Origin of the sequence: Georgenia daeguensis (assembly GCF_039537705.1) — a bacterium.
Classification (GTDB): Bacteria; Actinomycetota; Actinomycetes; order Actinomycetales; family Actinomycetaceae; genus Georgenia; species Georgenia daeguensis.
This window is the reverse complement of the sequence record NZ_BAABBA010000038.1, coordinates 1-19,182: the sequence shown is the minus strand read 5'-3', so window position 1 is coordinate 19,182 and position 19,182 is coordinate 1. Positions and strand designations below refer to the sequence as shown.

At 68.7% G+C, this 19,182-nt stretch carries 16 protein-coding genes; 10 read left to right on the top strand and 6 right to left on the bottom strand.

The genetic code is table 11. The features are described 5' to 3' along the window. Window positions 1–108: 108 nt before the first annotated feature. Window positions 109–351 (top strand): DUF2933 domain-containing protein, encoded by a 243-nt coding sequence (locus tag ABD774_RS21775; protein ID WP_425554620.1) that lies wholly within the window; start codon window positions 109–111, stop codon window positions 349–351. 488 nt (window positions 352–839) lie between these two features. After that, the gene (locus ABD774_RS20410) at window positions 840–2,231 is read left to right on the top strand and encodes a multicopper oxidase family protein (RefSeq protein ID WP_345045332.1); all 1,392 of its coding nucleotides are present in this window, start codon (window positions 840–842) and stop codon (window positions 2,229–2,231) included. A gap of 575 nt (window positions 2,232–2,806) precedes the next feature. Here ABD774_RS20410 and ABD774_RS20405 read toward each other — a convergent pair. Next, window positions 2,807–4,234: a peptidoglycan DD-metalloendopeptidase family protein gene (locus ABD774_RS20405; protein WP_345045329.1), complete on the bottom strand. Its 1,428-nt coding sequence runs from the start codon at window positions 4,232–4,234 to the stop codon at window positions 2,807–2,809. Between the two features lie 855 nt (window positions 4,235–5,089). On the opposite strand from ABD774_RS20405, the gene ABD774_RS20400 reads away from it, so the two are divergent. Both ABD774_RS20400 and ABD774_RS20395 read left to right on the top strand, forming a co-directional pair. Next, window positions 5,090–5,761 carry a class E sortase gene (locus tag ABD774_RS20400; protein WP_345045327.1) on the top strand — a complete coding sequence of 224 codons (672 nt, stop codon included), beginning with the start codon at window positions 5,090–5,092 and terminating at the stop codon, window positions 5,759–5,761. A 341-nt stretch (window positions 5,762–6,102) separates the two neighbouring features. Then, complete coding sequence (locus ABD774_RS20395) at window positions 6,103–6,984, top strand: metal ABC transporter substrate-binding protein (RefSeq protein WP_345045324.1); 882 nt, start codon at window positions 6,103–6,105, stop codon at window positions 6,982–6,984. 398 nt (window positions 6,985–7,382) lie between these two features. Here the strand turns inward: ABD774_RS20395 and ccsB are convergent, their stop codons facing one another. From ccsB to ABD774_RS20375, 4 genes are read right to left on the bottom strand one after another with little or no spacing between them, the layout of a single operon-like run. Beyond that, window positions 7,383–8,360 (bottom strand): c-type cytochrome biogenesis protein CcsB, encoded by a 978-nt coding sequence (ccsB, locus tag ABD774_RS20390; RefSeq protein ID WP_345045322.1) that lies wholly within the window; start codon window positions 8,358–8,360, stop codon window positions 7,383–7,385. Continuing rightward, window positions 8,360–10,105 (bottom strand): cytochrome c biogenesis protein ResB, encoded by a 1,746-nt coding sequence (resB, locus tag ABD774_RS20385; RefSeq protein ID WP_345045320.1) that lies wholly within the window; start codon window positions 10,103–10,105, stop codon window positions 8,360–8,362. The genes ccsB and resB overlap by 1 nt, the downstream gene beginning before the upstream one ends. Further along, window positions 10,102–10,884, bottom strand: coding sequence for a cytochrome c biogenesis CcdA family protein (locus tag ABD774_RS20380; RefSeq protein ID WP_345045317.1), 783 nt, complete (start codon window positions 10,882–10,884; stop codon window positions 10,102–10,104). The genes resB and ABD774_RS20380 overlap by 4 nt, the downstream gene beginning before the upstream one ends. Window positions 10,885–10,889: 5 nt before the next feature. Further along, window positions 10,890–11,363 carry a TlpA family protein disulfide reductase gene (locus tag ABD774_RS20375; RefSeq protein WP_345045315.1) on the bottom strand — a complete coding sequence of 158 codons (474 nt, stop codon included), beginning with the start codon at window positions 11,361–11,363 and terminating at the stop codon, window positions 10,890–10,892. A 611-nt stretch (window positions 11,364–11,974) separates the two neighbouring features. Between ABD774_RS20375 and ABD774_RS20370 the strand changes: the two genes are divergently transcribed. The 6 genes from ABD774_RS20370 (at window position 11,975) to ABD774_RS20345 (ending at window position 17,593) form a co-directional block, all read left to right on the top strand. Further along, window positions 11,975–12,199 carry a heavy-metal-associated domain-containing protein gene (locus tag ABD774_RS20370; protein ID WP_345045312.1) on the top strand — a complete coding sequence of 75 codons (225 nt, stop codon included), beginning with the start codon at window positions 11,975–11,977 and terminating at the stop codon, window positions 12,197–12,199. Then, window positions 12,196–12,351, top strand: a complete 156-nt coding sequence (locus ABD774_RS20365; RefSeq protein ID WP_345045310.1) for a hypothetical protein — start codon at window positions 12,196–12,198, stop codon at window positions 12,349–12,351. The genes ABD774_RS20370 and ABD774_RS20365 overlap by 4 nt, the downstream gene beginning before the upstream one ends. 21 nt (window positions 12,352–12,372) lie before the next feature. Then, window positions 12,373–14,673, top strand: coding sequence for a heavy metal translocating P-type ATPase (locus ABD774_RS20360; protein ID WP_345045308.1), 2,301 nt, complete (start codon window positions 12,373–12,375; stop codon window positions 14,671–14,673). Between the two features lie 134 nt (window positions 14,674–14,807). Further along, window positions 14,808–15,065, top strand: a complete 258-nt coding sequence (locus tag ABD774_RS20355; protein WP_345045305.1) for a hypothetical protein — start codon at window positions 14,808–14,810, stop codon at window positions 15,063–15,065. Between the two features lie 1,050 nt (window positions 15,066–16,115). After that, complete coding sequence (locus ABD774_RS20350) at window positions 16,116–16,598, top strand: DUF305 domain-containing protein (RefSeq protein WP_425554619.1); 483 nt, start codon at window positions 16,116–16,118, stop codon at window positions 16,596–16,598. Between the two features lie 95 nt (window positions 16,599–16,693). Beyond that, on the top strand, window positions 16,694–17,593 hold the full coding sequence (locus tag ABD774_RS20345) for a F510_1955 family glycosylhydrolase (protein ID WP_345045299.1): 900 nt from the start codon (window positions 16,694–16,696) through the stop codon (window positions 17,591–17,593). A gap of 22 nt (window positions 17,594–17,615) precedes the next feature. Here the strand turns inward: ABD774_RS20345 and ABD774_RS20340 are convergent, their stop codons facing one another. Beyond that, on the bottom strand, window positions 17,616–18,326 hold the full coding sequence (locus ABD774_RS20340; RefSeq protein ID WP_345045296.1) for a M23 family metallopeptidase: 711 nt from the start codon (window positions 18,324–18,326) through the stop codon (window positions 17,616–17,618). Between the last annotated feature and the right edge of the window lie 856 nt (window positions 18,327–19,182).

The window sequence follows — 19,182 nt, the reverse complement described above, 5'->3', positions numbered from 1 at the left end:
CGGACGCGGGGTGATCCCCTTGAACTAACAACCAGGGAGATCAACTGACCGCGGACAGGGAGATGAACTGTCCGCCCACAGGGAGATCACCCGTCCGCCCACAAGGACATCCCACTGTCCGTTGACACGGGTGAGGCCCTCAGTTATGCGGTGCTCCTGGCGTGCCCGCTGATGATGGTGGGGATGATGTTCGGCGGTCATGCGGGGCACGGCGCGAGCCGCGACGACTCCGAGCACGAGGCCCATACGGGTCACCTGCCAGGTGCGGGAAGCCGCGACCCGGACCCGGCGGTCCTGCGACGGGTGGGCGGCGTCCCGCAGGATGAGGGCGGCAGAGGCCACCGGCACTAGACGGCTTGAGTCGTCTAGGCACGGCTGGACATCTACCGGGCACGCGGAGCGGACTTTGGTGCGTGCAGGTCACTGTCCGCGACCTGTACGTCCCCATGTCGTAATCATCAGTTCCGGTGTCCTCGTGCTGACGGTGGACTGCCGGGAAGGCCCGTGGTTAGGCCAACTCTCCGTCCCTTGGCCAGCGTATCGAGTCGTGCCTCTCGTGCTTGTCAGCTGGGGCCGACTGCACTCTTCACCGAACCTTCGTCGTTAGGCGACGGGACCTTTGTCCCGCCGGGTGAGGATGTCCGTGCCGTTGGCGCACTGTCCGGTCCGAATCAGTCAGGAGTCTCACCTTGCCTTCCACGCCCGTGCCCGCCCGGAACATGAACCGACGCCGCTTCCTGCAGCTGGGCGCCGCAGGCCTCGTGGTCGTCGGGGGTGGCGGGTTCGCCGGGAGCCGACTTTTCGCGGGCACCACTCCGGTCGGTCCAGGAGCGGCCGCGGTGACCCAGACCGAGTCGGCCCGGCACGTCACCGGCAAGGTGGTGCGGCGCGAGCTGCGCGCTGCCCCGGTGACGGTGGATCTGGCGGGCCGGGCGGTGCAGACCTGGGCGTACGACGGCGTCGTGCCCGGCAAGGAGCTCCGGGCAACGGCTGGCGACCTTCTGCGGATCCGCCTGACCAATGACCTGCCGGAGGAGACGACGGTGCACTGGCACGGTCTCGCACTGCGCAACGACATGGACGGCGTGCCCGGACTGACGCAGGACCCGGTGCGCGCTGGCGCGAGCTTCGACTATGCATTCGTGGTTCCCGACCCGGGCACGTACTGGTTTCACCCGCACGTCGGGGTCCAGCTCGATCGTGGCCTGCAGGCTCCGCTCATTGTCGAGGACCCGCGAGAGCCCATGAGTTACGACGAAGAAGTGGTCCTGATGCTGGACGACTGGACCGACGGGTGGGGCGACTCCCCGGACGTCATCCTCGAACGCATGGCCCGTAAGGGCATGGTCATGGGAGGAATGTCGATGGAGGGGATGGACCACGGAGGCATGAGCATGGGGGACTCCATGCCCTCTGACGAACAACCCCTCGGCGCGGACACGGGCGACGTCGTTTACCCCGCCCACCTCATCAACGGCCGTACGTCCGAGGACCCCTTCCTCATCAACACGACCCCGGGCCGGCGGATCCGCCTACGGATCATCAACGCCGGTGGCGACACCGCCTACCGGTTCGCCGTGGGTGGCCACCGCCTGAGCGTGACGCACACCGACGGCTTCCCCGTGGACCCCGTCGAGGTCGACACCCTGATCGTCGGGATGGGGGAACGTTACGACGTGGTGATCACCACCGGCGACGGCGCCTTCCCCGTCGTCGCCGTCCCCGAGGGCAAGGAAGCGGCACCCGGCTTTGCCCTGCTGCGGACCGCATCAGGCGCCGCGCCGGCTCCTGATGCACGCCCGGCGGAGCTCGCCGGCCAGTTGCTCAGCTACGCCGACCTGCGGGCAGTCGAGTCAGCGGCGCTGGAGCCGCGTGAACCGGATCGGGAGTTCGAACTCGGGCTGCAGATGGTCGACGGCGGACGGCAGTGGTTCATCAACGGGGCCGCGTTCGGCGACCACGAGCCTCTGGAGATCCAGTCCGGCGAGCGCATCAGGTTGGTCATGCGCAACGAGTCGATGATGTTTCACCCGATGCACGTGCACGGCCACACCTTCGCGCTGGCCGGCCAGAACGGGCGCGGTATCCGCAAGGACACGATCAACGTCCTGCCTATGGAGAGCCTGTCGGTGGACCTCCAGGCCGACAACCCCGGCCAGTGGCTGATCCACTGTCACAACATCTACCACGGGGAACTCGGGATGATGACTGTGCTCTCCTACGTCGCGTGACGCACACTTCGTGCTGGCCCGTCTGAGCCGGGAGCAGCGAAGGCCCGTGGCGCCGGTGCGCTGAGCCGGGACGGCATCTCGCACGCAGACCGTGGCAGGCGCACCCACGTCGTACCAGAGCCACTGTTCCGCAGGCCCCGTCGCTGCTCCTGAGCCGCATGCACGTGCCTTCGGCGACGCCTGGGGGAACCCCGACGTGCGGGTGGCTCCGGCGGCTCCGGCGACGTGTCTGCTGCCTGGTTGCTCGCTCCGACGCGCGCGCTGGCCGGTGTCGAGCAGGTGCATGAGCGGTGGTCGGCTGGCTGGCTGCCGTCGACGGCGGAACTGGCGTACTTTTCAACCGTCGCTGACCGCTGGCGGCGGCTTTCGCAGGGGACTTGTCTCCTGGCGGGGCGGCGGACGGGTCTTCTGGTGGCCTTATGGCCACGTCGTCGACAGTTCGGGCACCAACGCTGTGGCGTCGTTCGATCGTTGCCGTAGCGATCTGTGCACGCGCGGCGCCTGCTGTCCTTGGGCGAGGATCACCCTACGGCGCCGGGGCCTCAGGGCCGGTCGCACGTAGCTAGCTGACACGGTCAGAAGCCGGGCAGCCGCATGGGGTCGATCGTCGAGCCGTTCTTCCAGACCTCGAAGTGCACGTGGCAGCCGGTCACGTCGCCGGTGGCGCCCGTGTAGCCGATGGTCTGGCCCTGCGAGACCTGCTGGCCCGGGCTGACGGCGAAGCGCGAGAGGTGGTTGTACACGGTGATGTAGGAGCTGCCGCCGACGATGCCGTGGTTGATCATCACCTGGTTGCCGCTGGTGCCCGTCTGCCACGGCGGTTTGGTGGAGACCACCGTCCCCGAGGCTGCGGCGTACTGGGGGTTGCCGCAGGCGGAGCGCAGGTCGACGCCGTTGTGCATGAACCAGCCGCCGGTGATCGGGTAGACCCGATAGCCGTACGGGGAGGTGACGTACAGGTTCGGGACGGGCGGGGCGAGGAAGTTGCTGGACGCGAGGGCGGGGGCCGCAGGGGCCGGCGCGGCGGGCGCCGGCGCGGCTGGTGCCGGTGCGGGCCGGGACTGGTTGCGCGACGCCGCGGCCCTGCGCTCGGCCTCGGCCCGGGCCGCCGCCTCGCGCTGCTTGCGCTCCTCTTCCTTGCGGCGGTTCTCCTCGTCGATCCGGGCGATCTCGCGGGCGAGCTCCGCGCTGTCGGCCTCGAGCTCGGCGAGCTGGCCGGCATACTGGCTCTTCTGGTCCTCGAGCTGCTTGGACAGGGCCGTCATGTCGGCCTGGATCTTCTCGATCTCGGCCTTGTGGTCGGCGGCCGCGGCGCGGGCCTCGTCGGCCGCGACGACGGCGGAGTCCGCCTCCGCCTTGAGCTCCCCGATGCGCTCGGTCACGGCGGTCTGCCGCTCGCGCTGGTTGCGGGCGACGGCGGAGGCGGTCTCGAGGTCGTCGAGCACCTGCGTCTGGGAACGCACGGCCGAGCCCATGACGGCGTAGCTCTGGAGGAAGTCGTCGGTGGAGGACGAGTCCAGCACCACCTCGAGGGTGGTGACCGCGTTGTCGCCGCGGTAGGTGCTGCGGGCGAGCTCGCCCATGGCGGCGCGGGTCGAGTCGATCTCCTCCGCGCCGGCGGCGAGGTCGGCCTCGAGGGCGGCGGACTCGGCCTCGGCGAGGTCCAGGCGGCCGGCCACCTGCTCCTGCTTGCGCTCGGCCGCGGCCAGCGCCTTCTCGGCGGCGGCCAGCTTCTCCTGGGCCACGGGCAGCTTGGCCTTGGCGTCCTCGAGCTTGAGGTAGGTCGCGGCGAGATCGGCGTCGACGCCCTCGAGGGAGGACTCGACCTTCGCGCGCTCGGCCTCCTTGCGCTCCTGCTCGCGCACCAGGTCGTCCCGGGAGTCCGCGTGCGCCACCGCACCCACGGCACCGAGGCTCAGCGCCACGAGCGCGGCGGCGACGGCGCCGCCGAGCGCCCGCACCGGGCGTCGGGCGGCGCGGGGGCCGGGGGAAGGACGGTGCACCGGGTTCACCTCACACCTTCGTGTAGCGACCGAGGGTCACGATCGAGCTGACGCCGGCGAGGAGGAGACGGGGCGGGCGACCAGCGCGGGCGATCGCCGCGCTGCTGTTCACCGGAGAGCTCGCGCGGCAGTCGCTTCAGCGGTAAGTCCTTGAGGGCCGTGCCGATCTGACGCAGGTGCGTCACCTTCCACCGCCAGACCTGTGTGAGCTCCCTGCCCAGGGCGTGGATCTGCCCCGTCGTGGCGCGCTCCTGGGGCAGGGCGAGGTTGCGGAGACTGAGTTTGTCCGGGCGGGCTTCGACAAGGAGGACGAACTCGCCGCGCTCGTGTCCGCGCTGATCCGGTCCAGCGCGGGGCGTGCGCCTCGAGGCGTACAGCGTGGAGACGTTCTCGAATCTGATCACAACTGCGGGTCGGCCTGGTCTCGGTTGGCTGGGCGGTGCTCTGACGAGCCTGAAGTTAGCCAGTACTTCACGGCCGACCTTGCACGTTGAGCAATCTTCGTTAAACCTTCGTCATAATTACGTAGCGACTTGGTCGTGTTCGACGAACATCCTTGACGTGGCGGCCCGCGCATTCTCCGCGACTGTTGTCTCTGTTTTCGTTGCTCTCCGTGTCGGAGTGGATCCGGGCCTACGTGATCCATTCCGCCGTCAAGATCGCCCCGTACCGCCTCGCCGCTGCAGGTCAGCGCCGTGCACGGAAGTGGGCTGTTTGTGACCGGCCGCTCCTGCGTCCAGAAAGGGCACCGCGATGGGTTCGCTACTCGTTGAGCGGCCATCGCTCGGCTCGGGGACTCGCGACCGCCGGCGTAGAGGCCCGCGCGCTGCTCGCTCATCGCTGCTGGTCGGCGTCGTGGGGGAGGTCTTGTTGACCGCCGGGGCTTTGGTGGGCCTCTTCGTGGTATGGCAGGTGTGGTGGACCGACGTCATCGCAAGTGGTGAGCAGCGGGCAACGGTGGAGGCGCTCGAGCAGACCTATGGCAGCGATGCGGTGCCCGAGCCGGCTCAGCCTCGCACCGACACTCCGCCTACCGCGATCGGATCGGTGTCCGAGGGCGAACCGTTCGCCACGTTGCATGTACCGCGCTGGGGCCCTGACTACGAGGTGCCGGTGACCGAGGGCGTTGGCATGGAGGTCCTGGACACCGGGGCGGCTGGCCATTACCCCGGCACCGCCATGCCCGGACAGGTCGGCAACTTCGCCCTCGCCGGGCACCGTCAGACATACGGTGCCGCCTTCCGGCACGTCGACAGTCTGCGGGTGGGTGATCCTCTCATCGTGGAGACTGCCGAAGCCTGGCTCGTGTACCGCGTGACCGAGGACTACATCGTCACGCCAGACCAGGTGGAGGTGGTCGCCCCGACCCCTGGACAGCCGGGTGTGGAGCCATCCGAGCGGCTGATAACGCTGACCACCTGCCACCCGTTGTGGAGCGTGGCACAGCGGTGGATCACTCACGGCACCCTTGAGCAATGGATACCCCGGTCCGAGGGCATGCCCGTAGAACTCCTGGAGGGGAACTGATGTACGCGGCAATCTGGCGGCTCCTGCCAGGACCTACGTGGCTGAGAGCCACCCAGGCCGTCTTAGCCGCTCTGGTCGTCCTTGTCGCGCTCTTCACCTGGGGGTTCCCGGCCGTATCGGCAGTCCTTCAGCCCTTTGGCACGACGGTGAGGGCACAGTAGCTCGGCCCTCATGGGCGGCCTCCTCAGATCCACCGCGCCGACCGGCCTTTTGTGGTCGGCCATCGTCATCGGGCGGGTATGAGACGCGGCGAGCCGGTCCAGCCTTGAATTAGGCGCTGCATCCTCGCGGTTGAGCCAGCCCAGTCCTGGCGATGGACCGTGGATCCGGCATGGGTGATAATGATTCCCATGAACACTCCAGTGAGTCGGGTACCGGCTGCCGCCGTGGCTCTTGCGCTTTCCGCGGCCGGATGCTCTGCAGCAGGGCCAACCGGCGGTTCGGCCGCTCGGGCCGAGGGAAGAGTGGAGGTCGTAGCAGCCTTTTATCCCCTGCAGTTCGTGGCGGAACGGGTGGGTGGTCAGCGGGTCTGGGTCTCCTCGCTGACCCCGCCTGCGGTGGAGCCCCACGACCTCGAGCTGTCGCCGCAGGAAGTCGCTCGGATTGGCGAGGCCGACCTGGCGCTCTACCTGTCGGGCTTCCAGCCCGCGGTGGACGAGGCCGTGGCGCAGGCAGGTCCGCCCGTCGCTGTCGACGTCTCGGACACCGGCGTTGCGCAACACTTCTGGCTCGACCCGACACTCCTGGCCGGCGTGGCCGCCACTGTCGCGGAGGAGTTCGCCACCATCGACCCTGACGGTGCTGCCGCGTACCGGGCGGCGGCGGAGGAGCTCGCCGACGACCTCGCCGCGCTCGACGCCGACTTCTCCCAGGCGCTCGCCTCGTGCGAGAGCCGGACCATCGTGGTCTCTCATGAGGCCTTCGGTTATCTGAGCGACCGGTATGACCTGAAGCAGATGGGCATCGCCGGACTCAGCCCGGAGGCGGAAGCGTCTCCGGCCCGACTGGCCGAGATCGGCGAGACCGTGAGAGCCGAGGGGGTCACCACCATATTCACCGAGCCGCTGGTGAGTCCTAAGGTCGCGGAGACGCTTGCCTCGGACCTGGGCATCACCACCAGGGTTCTCGACCCGCTTGAGGGACTCGTCGACGAGGAGTCCGACTATGAGCAGGTCATGCGTGCCAACCTCGCCGCTTTGGAGACAGCGTTGCGTTGTGAATGACATTGGCTCGCGACCTGCGAGCTGGGCCCCACGCGAGCGTGACGGAATCGACCAGCACGGTTCGGCGGCGAGACCAGACGACGACGCCGTTCGGCGATTTCAATCCCAGGAAAAGGGCTCGGAAAGGTTGCTTCCTTTCGCGCGGACAACAATAGCCTCCGCTTCTCAGCGCCAGTTCGCCCGTCATTCTTGGGCACGCCCCCGCCCTTGCGGGTGACCTTGGAACCGGGCACTCCGCAGCATGGAGCTCCAGCGGAGTGTGTGACCTGCTGCCCTGGTGTGTCGCTCCTGCGCGGCAGACGCCTGCACGCCGGGACGCGTGAGCCGCCCCCTTTCGGGGCTTTCATCCCGCCACTGGGCGACAGGCGCGAGGTCATCGAAGTGAAGATGGCTCGTCGTTATCCGATCCCGCTGTAGGAGTGAAGGCTGTTGAAGACGAGGTTGACGAGGAAGTAATTGGCCAGGATGGCAACAAATCCGGCGATGGAGAGGTAGGCCGCCCGGCGTCCTTCCCACCCGCGGGTGGCGCGGGCGTGCAGGTACGCGGCGTAGATGACCCAGATGACGAAGGACCACACCTCCTTGGCGTCCCAGCCCCATGGGCGGCCCCAGGCGTGCTCGGCCCAGATCGCGCCGGCGATAAGCGTGAAGGTCCACATCATGAAGCCGACCGCGTTGAGTCGGAAGGCGAGGCGTTCGAGCTCGAGGGAGGAGGGGACGACCTCGAGCAGGCGCCCCCAGAGGCCATGGGTTCGTTCGTTTCGGGTCAGGGTGGCAGTGGCCGTTGCCCCGTCGGGTTCTGGCGCGGGGGATGTGGGTGAGGGGGCGGTCGCAGTTGTGCGGGCGCGGCGCAGCTCGGCGCGTTCCTGGAGGAGCTGGAGGGCCGAGAGGGTCGCGGAGATAGAGAAGACGCCGACGGCCAGGGTGGCGATGGAGACGTGGATGACGAGCCAGTAGGTCTGCAGGGCCGGTTGGACGCCGTCTGCGCGGACGTAGAGCACGGAGACGGCGATGCCGAGCATGAGGAGTACGGGGCCGAGGACGAAGGCGCCGAGGAAGCGCATGTCCCGGCCGCGTTGCAGCGCCAGGAAGATCACCATCGCTACGAGGGTGAAGAGGATGGAGAACTCGTACATGTTCGCCCAGGGCACACGGGCGGCGGCGATGGCACGGGTGATGACACCGAGCAGGTGCATGGCGAATCCGAGCCAGGTGGTGCTCATCGCGATGCCGGCGGCGCGGCGTCGGCGGTCGCCGGTGCCACGGTCGCGCAGTCCTGAGAGGTCGGTGGCGAAGGCGATGAAGCTGACGAGGTAGGCGGCCATCGCTCCGTAGATCAGTACGAGGCTGATCTGGCCCAGGGTGCTCTCGGGCATCAGTGTCCTTTCCGGGCCGGGTGGTGCCCGGCGGGTGTGGTGGCGTTTTGTTCGGTTGCCGACCCGGCCCTGTCTTGCGTTCGTGCTGTGCTGGGCGCCGGGTCGGCCGGGGTGCCGGCGTTCTTGAGCACGCGTGCGAGGTCTCGGGCCAGGCCGGGGTCGTCGCCGCGGGCCAGCGCCGCCCCCGAGACGGAGGTGCCGCCGTCGGGGGTGTCGGCGAGCTTGACCCACAGGCGTCGGCGCGGGACGAACAGCGAGGCGAACAGGCCGAGCATGGCGGCGACGGAGGAGCCGAGCAGGTAGGGCAGGGTGGGGTCGTAGCGCAGGTCCAGGCCGACGAAGCGGGGGAGTGACTCGAACGTCACGGTCCCGAGTCCTTCGGGCAGCTCGACGGTGTCGCCGGGACCGAGGAACAGGGTCACCGGCTGCTGGCCGCCGTCGGCGGAGCCGGGGGATCCGTCCGGCGCCTCTTCGTAGACCTGGCGCATGTCGTCGGTGTCGAGGACGTAGACGTTCTGGGGCACACCTTCGTCCAGTCCGAGGTCACCGGCCCAGAGAGTGAGCACCATCAGCGGGGCGTCGGGCTGGGGATGGGCGGAGTATGCCCCGGAGCCGTCCTCAGCCATCATGGCGGTGGGCAGGAAGGCACCGGTGAGCCCGAGCTGCTCGCCGACGCTGACGTCGGGAACCTTGATGACACCCTTGGAGGTGTAGAGGGCGTCCTGGGGAAGGAATGGGACCGCCCCGGCGAAGGCCACCTCGCCCGCACCGTCGCGCACGGTGATCTTGGGGGCGAAGCCGTTGCCCATCAGGTACACGTTCGCGCCGCCGGTGTTGATGGGGTCGTTGACCTTGATGACCTCTCGGCGGGTCGTGCCGTCAGGCTCGGTCACGCCGACGGTGGCGGCGAAGTCGCGCGCCTGGGCGTCGACGGTGAACTCAGACTCGAACTTCTCCAGGGTGAAGGTGAAGGGCTCGAGCAGGTCGGGGTCGAAGAAGGTGCCGGGGTCGAAGGTGTCGTAGTCGACGACGGAGTTGGCGAAGGACTCGCCCTCGACGACGATGAACTGCCCGCGGTAGCTGTAGAGCTGCCCGGCCGCCAGGGAGAGCAGGATGCCGATGAGCGAGAGGTGGAAGACGATGTTGCCGCTCTCGCGCAGGTACCCGCGCTCGGCGGTGATGCCCTCGGCGGTGACCGCCGCGCGGTAGCGGCCCTTCAGGGCGGCCATGATGCTCGCTTCTACCGCCGGGCGGGATTCGGTGACCGTGCGCTCTTCACGCACGGGGAACCGTTGGAAGCTGCGGGGCACCCGTGGAGGCTGGGCGCGCAGGGCCCGCCAGTGCACCCGAACGCGCGGCACGATGCACCCGATCAGTGAGGTGAACAGCAGCAGGTACACCGCGGCGAACCACGGCGAGTTGAACACGTCGAAGAAGCCGAGCCGCTCCAGCCAGGGGGCCAGGCGCGGGTAGGTGGTGAAGTACTCGTCCACCCTCTCGGGGGCTTGGGGCTCTTGGGGGAAGAGCGATCCGGGCAGCGAGGCGACCGCCAGGAGCAGCAGGAGCAGGATGGCGACGCGCATGCTGGTCAGCTGACGCCACATCCATCGCAGCCATCCGGCCAGGCCGAGCTTGGCACCACCCCCGGGTACGTGCGCACCGCCCCCGGGAGCCTGCTGTCCCTGCCCGGCCTTGGAACTCAGGTTCGTCGCGTCGATGTCGGCGGCGGTCTTCAAGGCGCTCACACCACCGTCTCGAAGTCGGCGACCAGGCCCTGCAGGTAACCCGACAGCAGGCCCCACAGTCCGGTGACCATGGCCAGCCCGAGCGCGACGAGCAGGGCCCCGCCGAGGCGCTGGATGGTCAGCCGGTGTCGGCGTAGGAATCCCAGGACCCGGGTCGAGCGGGAGAACGCCATCGCCAGCACCACGAACGGCACGCCCAGGCCGAGACTGTACGCCAGGACGAGGACGGCACCGCGCGCCGGGTCGGCCTCACTGAAGGACAACGTCAGGACAGCTGCCAGAGTGGGCCCCATGCACGGGGCCCACCCGAGCCCGAACACGACGCCGAGGAGGGGAGCCCCCCACACTCCCTGGCGCGGGCTCATGTGGAGGCGGTAGTCCCGTTGGAGGAAGGGTACGGCGCCCATGAAGGCCAGCCCCATGAGGATGACGAATACGCCCATCACGCGCAGGATCGCGTCCATCCAGGGGGCGAGAACAATCCCCGCCCAGGAGAACACCACGCCGAGCAGCACGAAGACGGCGGTGAAGCCCGCCACGAAGAGCAGCACGCCGGTGAGCAGCCGACCGTTGCCTGCCCATGATCGACGGTCACGCTCAGGATCTCCTTGAGTGCCGACCATGCCACCGAGGTAGCCGACATAACCGGGAAGCAGGGGGAGCACGCACGGGGAGGCGAAGGAGATGGCTCCGGCGATCGCGGCCACGGGCAGGGCGGCGAGCATCGGTCCGGTGAGCACGGTCGACTCGAAAAAAGTGGCGATCTGGTCCCAGTTCATGGACGTCAGATCTCCTCGGCCAGGGCGTCGTCGATCAGGCCTCTGAGGATGGTCGGGTCGATCTGGCCCAGGATGCGGGCGGACACACGGCCCTGCCGGTCCAGCACCACTGTCGTGGGCATCGCCTGGAGGGGGACAAGGCCTTCGAAGGCAGCCACGCCACGGGCGTCGGCGTCGTGCAGGGACGGGTAGGGTACTTCGAAGGTGCGCTCGAACGCCTGCGCGGTTCCAGCATCGTCGCGGGGGTTCACGCCCAGCATCTTCACGCCGTCGGGGGAGTAGTCCTCGTAGATGGCCCTGAGATCTGGTGCCTCGGCACGGCACGGCGGGCATGCGGCGTACCAGAAATTCACCACCACCACGTCGCCACGCCAGTCGGCCAGGTCCAGCTTCTCGCCGGTGTAGGTGGTGCCTACCAGGGAGATGGGTGCGGCGCGCTCGTCCGGGGCCCAGGTGGCGAAGGTGCCGTCTCCGGCCACATAGCCACCGTCCGCGCTGTCGGAGCCGGCGCCTGTCGCACCCCCGGGAGCACAGGCGCTGAGCAGCAGGGTCAGGACCGCTGCGATGGCTACTGCGACGGCGCTTCGTCTGCGCAAGCGTGCTGGGCGGGGGCGCCAGCGGTGGGACGAACTGCGGCTGACGACTGGGTTCACAGCAGACACTCACAACTCTCGGTATCGGTGGCCCCCGCGGGGCTTTGTCGGCTTGCCATGGACGGGTTCCACGACTCAGACCAGCGCCCTACCACCGTGGCCACCCGGTGACTCCGTCTTGTGGCGAGCGCTGGGTCGGGCATGCCGAAGACGGGACCATCGTCGCTGGCGGAACCGAGAAACTCCAACGGCGCCTCCCGGGCAGCCGGATCTTCATTGAATCTTCATGAGACCGACCGGGCCGAAATCGCGGGCCAGACGCAGACTCGGAGGAGGGCGCAGCTCGCCGTGACGGTTGCTTGCCGCTCACCACGCGTCGATCAGGTCCAGCAGACGTGCACCGCTTGGCACTCCATACCCCGTAGGGGTATAAAGGTCGTGCGGCCGGCCTCACCGGGTCGCCTCACAGAACCCGCTGATTCGAGGAGCTTGAAACGATGAACGTCACCACTTACTCCGTCACCGGCATGACCTGTGGTCACTGCGTGTCGTCGGTCGCCGAGGAGATCGTCAAGATCGCCGGCGTCAAGGATGTCGCCATCGATCTCGTCAAGGGTGGGCAGTCCCAGGTGAAGGTCACCAGCGCCGGCGCGGTCCCGCTCGCCGAGGTACGTGCCGCCGTGGACGAGGCCGGGTACGAGCTGGCTAGCGCCTCTGCATGAGCGACGCCGGCAAGCTGGTCGGTTTCGCCCTGGTGCTGGGCGCCGCGCTGGGCGTCGGGTTCGGCGTCGGGACCGCGGTCGGTCCGATCGATCCTGCCGGCGAGAGTGCGGTCGTCGAGACCGGCGGCGATTTGCCCGTCGACCACGACTGAGTCTGAGACGGAGATGATTCGATGAGCCAGCCGGCCATCGAGCTGGAGATCGGCGGCATGACATGCTCGTCGTGCGCCGCGCGTATCGAGAAGAAGCTCAACCGGATGCCTGGGGTCGAGGCAAGCGTCAACTACGCCACCGAGCGGGCGAAGGTCAGACTTCCCGAGGGCACCACGGCTGAGGACGCGGTCGCCACGGTGGAGGCGACCGGGTACACCGCCCGGTTGCGTCAAGAGGCAAACCCTGCGGCCGCGGTCGAGGCGGCCGCCGAACCGGACGAGACCTCGTCGCTGCGCCACCGGTTGATCGTCTCCGCCACCCTCGCCGCCCCCGTGGTGGCGCTGTCGATGATCGCGCCGCTGCAGTTCGACAACTGGCAGTGGCTGTCCCTGACCTTGGCCGCGCCGGTGGTCGTGTGGGGGGCGTGGCCGTTCCACCGCGCCGCGTGGGTCAACGCCCGGCACGCGGCCGCGACGATGGACACCCTCATCAGCGTCGGGGTTCTGGCCGCGTTCGTATGGTCGCTGTACGCCCTGTTCCTCGGTGCTGCCGGTGACCCGGGCATGCGCATGACGTTCAGCCTCATCCCTCAGCGGGGCGGCGCCGCGCACGAGATCTACCTCGAGGTGGCCGCGGCCGTCACAGTTTTCATCCTGCTCGGCCGCTATCTCGAGGCTCGCGCCAAGAAGCAGTCCGGCGCCGCCCTGCGCGCCCTGATGGAGATGGGGGCCAAGGACGTCGCCGTGCTTCGCAACGGTGCCGAGGTCCGTATCCCGGTGGAGCAGCTCACGGTCGGCGACGAGTTCGTCGTCCGGCCCGGGGAGAAGGTCGCCACCGACGGTCAGGTGGTCGAGGGCGCTTCCGCCGTCGACGCCTCGATGCTCACCGGTGAACCGGTTCCTGTAGAGGTCGGCCCCGGTGACACCGTCGTGGGTGCGACCGTCAACGCCGGCGGCAGGCTTCTGGTCAGAGCGACGCGGGTTGGCGCCGACACCCAGCTTGCTCAGATGGCTCGCCTCGTGGAGGAGGCGCAGACCGGAAAGGCTCCCGTCCAGCGCCTGGCCGACCGCATCTCTGCGGTCTTCGTGCCCATCGTCATCACCCTCGCCGTTGCGACGTCGGGCTTCTGGCTCGGCATCGGCGCCGGCGTCGAGATGGCCTTCACCGCTGCTGTGGCTGTGCTGATCATCGCCTGCCCCTGCGCGCTCGGACTGGCGACGCCCACCGCTCTGATGGTCGGCACAGGGCGCGGCGCCCAGCTGGGCATCTTGATCAAGGGTCCGCAGGTGCTGGAGTCGACCCGTCAGGTGGACACCGTCGTGCTGGACAAGACCGGCACGGTCACCACGGGGCAGATGCGCCTGGTTGACGTCGTGGCAGCCGCCGGCTCTGAGGCGGAGGAGGTGCTGCGCCTGGCCGGGGCGTTGGAGGACGCTTCCGAGCATCCGATCGCCAAGGCCATTGCCGCCGGTGCCCGCGAGCGGGCCGGTGACCTGCCGGCGGTGGAGTCGTTCACCAGCAGCCAGGGCCTCGGAGTCTCGGGCGTCGTCGGGGGCCACGCCGTGGCGGCCGGGCGGGTCGCCTGGATGAGCGAGCAGTGGGCCCAGGAGATCGGGGACGAGTTGTCCTCCGTGCTCGATGAGGCCGAGTCCGCCGGGCGTACTGCCGTTGCGGTGGGTTGGGACGGGCATATTCGCGGCATCGTGGTAGTGGCCGACACCGTCAAGCCGACCTCAGCCCAGGCTGTCGCCGAGCTGAAGAGCCTTGGCCTGCGGCCGGTCCTGCTCACGGGCGACAACACCAGGGCAGCACGGTCGATCGCCGGCGAGGTGGGTATCGACGAGGTGATCGCGGAGGTCATGCCGGAGGACAAGGTCCGGGTCGTGCGCGAGCTGCAGGAGTCGGGTCGAGCGGTCGCGATGGTCGGTGACGGTGTCAACGATGCCGCGGCGTTGGCGCAGTCCGACCTGGGGATCGCCATGGGGACCGGTACCGACGTGGCTATTGAGGCGTCCGACCTGACGCTGGTGCGCGGAGACCTCCGCGCGGCCGTCGACGCTGTCCGGTTGTCCCGTGCCACCCTCTCGACGATCAAGGGCAACTTGTTCTGGGCGTTCGCGTACAACGTCGCCGCAATCCCGTTGGCGGTAGCCGGGCTGCTCAATCCCTTGATCGCGGGGGCGGCAATGGCGTTCTCGTCGGTGTTCGTCGTGACCAACAGTCTGCGCCTGCGCCGGTTCCGCCCGGTGTCCACCGAGCCTGTCCCGACCTCGAGCGCCCGCCCTGCGGCCCAAGGGGTGCCGGCGAGCGTCGGCGCGTAGATCCCATCGCGCTCTGCACTGCGGTCGGGCTCGTCCAGGTAATACCGCACGTCGGTCCCGGTGCCTGACCACCTTGACGCGTGCCGCGCAGAGCTCTGACGCACAAGAGAAAACTCGAAGAGGAAGAAGCACCCATGACAGGCCATCACAACCACGGGCAATCTCACAGCCACCACCACGGGCAGGGCGAGGGCCACCACCACGGTGCTCCCGTCGACGCCCCCGCTGACACGGTCGCCGAGTGCCCCGTGATGCCCGGGAGCACTTCCCTCAAGGCTGAGGCCGAAGCCGCGGGCCGCAAGCGGGAGCACGACGGCAAGACGTACTGGTTGTGCTGCGACACGTGCGCCACCAAGTGGGATGCCGATCCCGCCAGGTTCGCCACCGCCTGAGAGAGCGGTCGCGCCCGGCTAGCCTGCCGGGCACGGCTGAGGCATGACCGAGAAAGGGACGAACAGCCGTTGCATTCTTTGGTGTTCGTCACTGTCGTGCTCGACGCCTTTTCGCTCGAACTGCCCTCGCAGGGCTTGCTCGCGGGACCACCAGTCTGACCGTTGCTGGCCTTGCTCTTCGGGCGCCGTCGTCATTGCCCACCAGACGTGCCGTGTGTGTGAAGGTCCCGCGGGCCCTCGCCTGGCCTCACCGGCGCGAGCGCACGCTGCACCGAATGAGAGAATCAGGTAGCGAACGGTCCTCTACCAGGGCTCGAGGCCGAAGCCTCGAGACACCGACGCAGACGAAACCGGGGGTGAACTTGACCGCCAGCGCTCGCCGAGCAGGCATGGGTAGGCTGGCCTCACTGCTCCTGCTGCTCATGGTGCTCCTCGGTATTGCGCTGATGCATGGCGCCTCCCCGGCGTCCGCATCGGGGCTTCATCACCTGGCTCCTCCCCCTGCCGTAGTCGCAACAGACGGCGATGCGACGACGGGTGATGACAACGCCGCCGCGCAGGGCGACGACGCTGCCTCATCTGGGCACACGGGGGCGGAGCACGGCCTGCTGATGACGGGATGCGTGTTCGTGCTGACCGGCATTCTTGCCCTCGGTCTCGCACAGTTCCTGCGTCGGCGACGGGGTATCGGTGTGGCGGTTCCGCTTAGTCGGGGACTTCCGCCTGGTGTCGTCAGGTTCCTTCTCACCGGTTCACGACCGCTGGTCCCGTTCTCTCTCTGCGTGCTCCGGATCTAGCGGCAACACGTCACGACCAGCTAATGGCCCGTGGCACGCCATCACCGAACAGCCGTGCGTCGTCGCAACCACCACGACGCCGACAGAGAGAAGAGAAACTGTGAACCTCAAGACCCGTATCGCTGCTTCTGGAACTGCCGTTGTGCTGGCACTGACCCTCGCCGCGTGCAGCGATGACGCCCCGGAGGAGACGGGGGCCACAGCGGCCGCCACCACCTCCTCACAGACGCAGACATCGGAGGGGACCGCTGACGTGGAGACCGCGCACAACGCAGCGGACACGGAGTTCGCCCAGATGATGATCGTGCACCACGAGGGCGCCATCGAGATGGCGGACCTCGCGGTGGAGAAGGCGGATAGCGAGGACGTCCGTTCCCTCGCAGAAGGCATCTCCGCCGCGCAGGGGCCGGAGATCGAGGAGATGACGTCCTGGCTCGAGGCCTGGGGTGAGGAGACCTCGCCCATGGGAGGCATGGAGGGCATGGATCACGGAGGCATGGAGATGGAGGGCATGAGCCAGGAGGAGGCCATGCAGCACCTCGAGGGTCTCTCCGGCACCGAGTTCGACCGGAGCTTTCTCGAGATGATGATCGCCCACCACCAGGGTGCCGTGACCATGGCCCAGACCGAGCTCGAGGAGGGTGAGAACCCTCAGGCACTGGAGCTCGCCGAGAAGATCATCGCCGACCAGGAGGCGGAGATCTCCGAGATGGAGCAGATGCTCGCGGCTCTCTGAGCGCCGCGCCGCACCCAGACGCTCGCGTCGGCGGGCGGGTCCCGACGGGGCCCGCCCGCCGCCCGCTCACACCCCGGCAAAGGACTACCCCACCCATGCGGTCGACCTCACCACTTCTGCGCGCCAGCGCCGTACTGGCCACGACTCTCTTGATCGGCGCATGCTCCCCGCCATCGCCCAATACCGCCGCACCCGCAGGGCGTGCCGAAGCGAGGGCGAGCACGACCTCGGACTCGGCAATGTTCGGGCATGTGCACGACCTCGCCTTCAACCCCGCAGATGACCGGGTATACGTCGCCACTCACCACGGACTCTTCTTCCTCGAGAACAACACGCCCCACCCTGTCGGCGACAGCCGGCAGGACACCATGGGGTTCACCATCACCGGTCCGGACAACGATTTCCTCGCCAGTGGACATCCCGCACCGGACGAGGAGGGGCCGACCAACCTCGGTCTGCTCCGCAGCACCGACGCAGGCCGCACCTGGGAGGAGGTTTCGCTAGGCGGCCAGAGCGACTTCCACGCCCTGACGGCCGTCGACGAGCGCATCTACGGGCTCGACTCCGCCACCGGGAGCATCAAGCGAAGCGACGACGGCGGGTCCACCTGGAAGGACGGCGCCGCCATCGCGGCTCGTGACCTCGACGTGGACCCGGCCGACCCGGACCGTCTGCTCGCCACCACGGCGGAAGGCCTGATGGTCAGCACAGACGCCGGCACCTCGTTCCAGCCGGCCGCCGCTCAGCCGCCCAAGGCACTGATCGTCCTTGACCACCTGCCCCCGGGGGAGGGTGGCGGCGAGCTCGTCGGCCTGGACAGCACGGGAGTGGCGTGGCGCTTCAAGGCGGGCGCATGGTCGTCGTCCGGGATGCAGCAAGGTGCCCCCGAAGCTCTCACGGCGGTCGACCAGTCCACCTATCTGGCCGCGTTCAACACGCAGGTCTACCGAAGTGCCGACGCAGGAAAGACCTGGGACCTGATCTCTGCGCCCTGATGACTGTCTGTGGTCGGGACGATCACAGGGAGCCGATGTCCACCGCGCCGTGCTCGGCGAGCCATGTGAGGGGCTCCGTGGTGGTCAGCTCGTCGTCGGTGTGGATCTCGAGGTGCAGGTGCGGGCCGGTGGAGTTGCCGTTGGAGCCGACGGCTGCGATGACTTCACCAGCCCGCACCTGCTGGCCTTCCTGGACGTAGAGGCCATCGGGATACATGTGGTTGTACCAGCTGTAGACGTACCGGCCGTCGATCTCGTGCTTGAGCACGATCAGCATGCTGGAGCGTCCGTCCTTGCCCACGCTCACGTAGTCCACGATCCCGTCGGCGACCGCGTAGATGGGCGTGCCCAGCGGCGCCGCCATGTCAGTTCCGGTATGGAAGGACCGGCCGCGGCCGAGGGGGTCGTTGCGGTAGCCGTATGCCGAGGTCAGGCGGTAGTTCCCCGCGGCCAGAGGCATGACGAACAGCGGTTGCGGTTCCGCGACCGCGGCGCGTGTCCCGTTCGCCCCGTCTTCCGCGGTGGTCTCCAAGGCGGCGCGGACCGTCGCACGGGAGGCTTGCAGCGCCTCAGCGCGTGCCCGGGCGGTGGGGTCTGCCACCAGGCTGGCTGGTGCACCGGCCGCCAGCGACGTTGTCGCAGCTCGAGCGTCAAGGAGGGTCAGCACACTGTCCCGGACCGGGATCGCAGCGACGGACGCCACGGCAGCGTCGGTGGAGCCGGCGGTGGCCACGCCCGTCAGGGGCGCCGCGATCGTCAGTGCCGCAAGACTGACCAGCACGGCACTTCGGGGAGCCCACCGAGCCGCGCCATGCGGTACTGGGTGCCTCCGCGCGGGGGCTGCAGCGGACCTGGAAGGTGACCGGCGAACCGGCTCCGGCATGGCGGGCAGGACTTCGGTCGTAGCATTCGAGCTCGGTGCGCCACGTACGGACCTCCTCGGCGGCGGCCCGGAACTGTCGGCCCGGTTGGGTGGAACGTCGCCCGGACGTGCCCGGGCTTCCTCGGCCGCACGGATCTGCCTACGGGTCTGCGGTGGCGTTGACGCGGCGGGCTCGGCGTCGAGCGGTGGCAGACCACCACCCGCATGCGGCCTCGGGTCCGGAAGTTCGGCCGCTCGGGTAGCCCGGTTGGGTGGGACTTCGCCCGCACGTGCCCGGGCTTCCTCGGCCGCACGGATCTGCCTACGGGTCTGCGGAGGCGTTGACGCGGCGGGCTCGGCGTCGAGCGGCGGCAGACCACCACCCGTGTGTGGCCTCGGATCGAGAAGCTCTGCCGCTCGGGAAGCTCGGCTGGGACCCGGGTCAGGCAATACCGCTCGATCGCGGACGCGCTCGGCGTCCCGAATCTGCCGTCTGGTCAGTGGTGCCTGGGAAGCGGGCACAGCACGACCGGGCATTCACAACCTCCTGGGAGCGGCGCAGGCCTGGCCGCAGAGCCACCGAAGCGGCAGGGGATAACGGGCTCTTCACAATCCAGGGTGTAGCTGGGGTCTGAATCCGCCGGTCTCCAGCAGTGATCTGGCGATGTAGTTGGTGAGGTTGCGGAAGCCGAGGGCGGAGCCGCGCAGGTGCTCGAGCCGGCCGTTC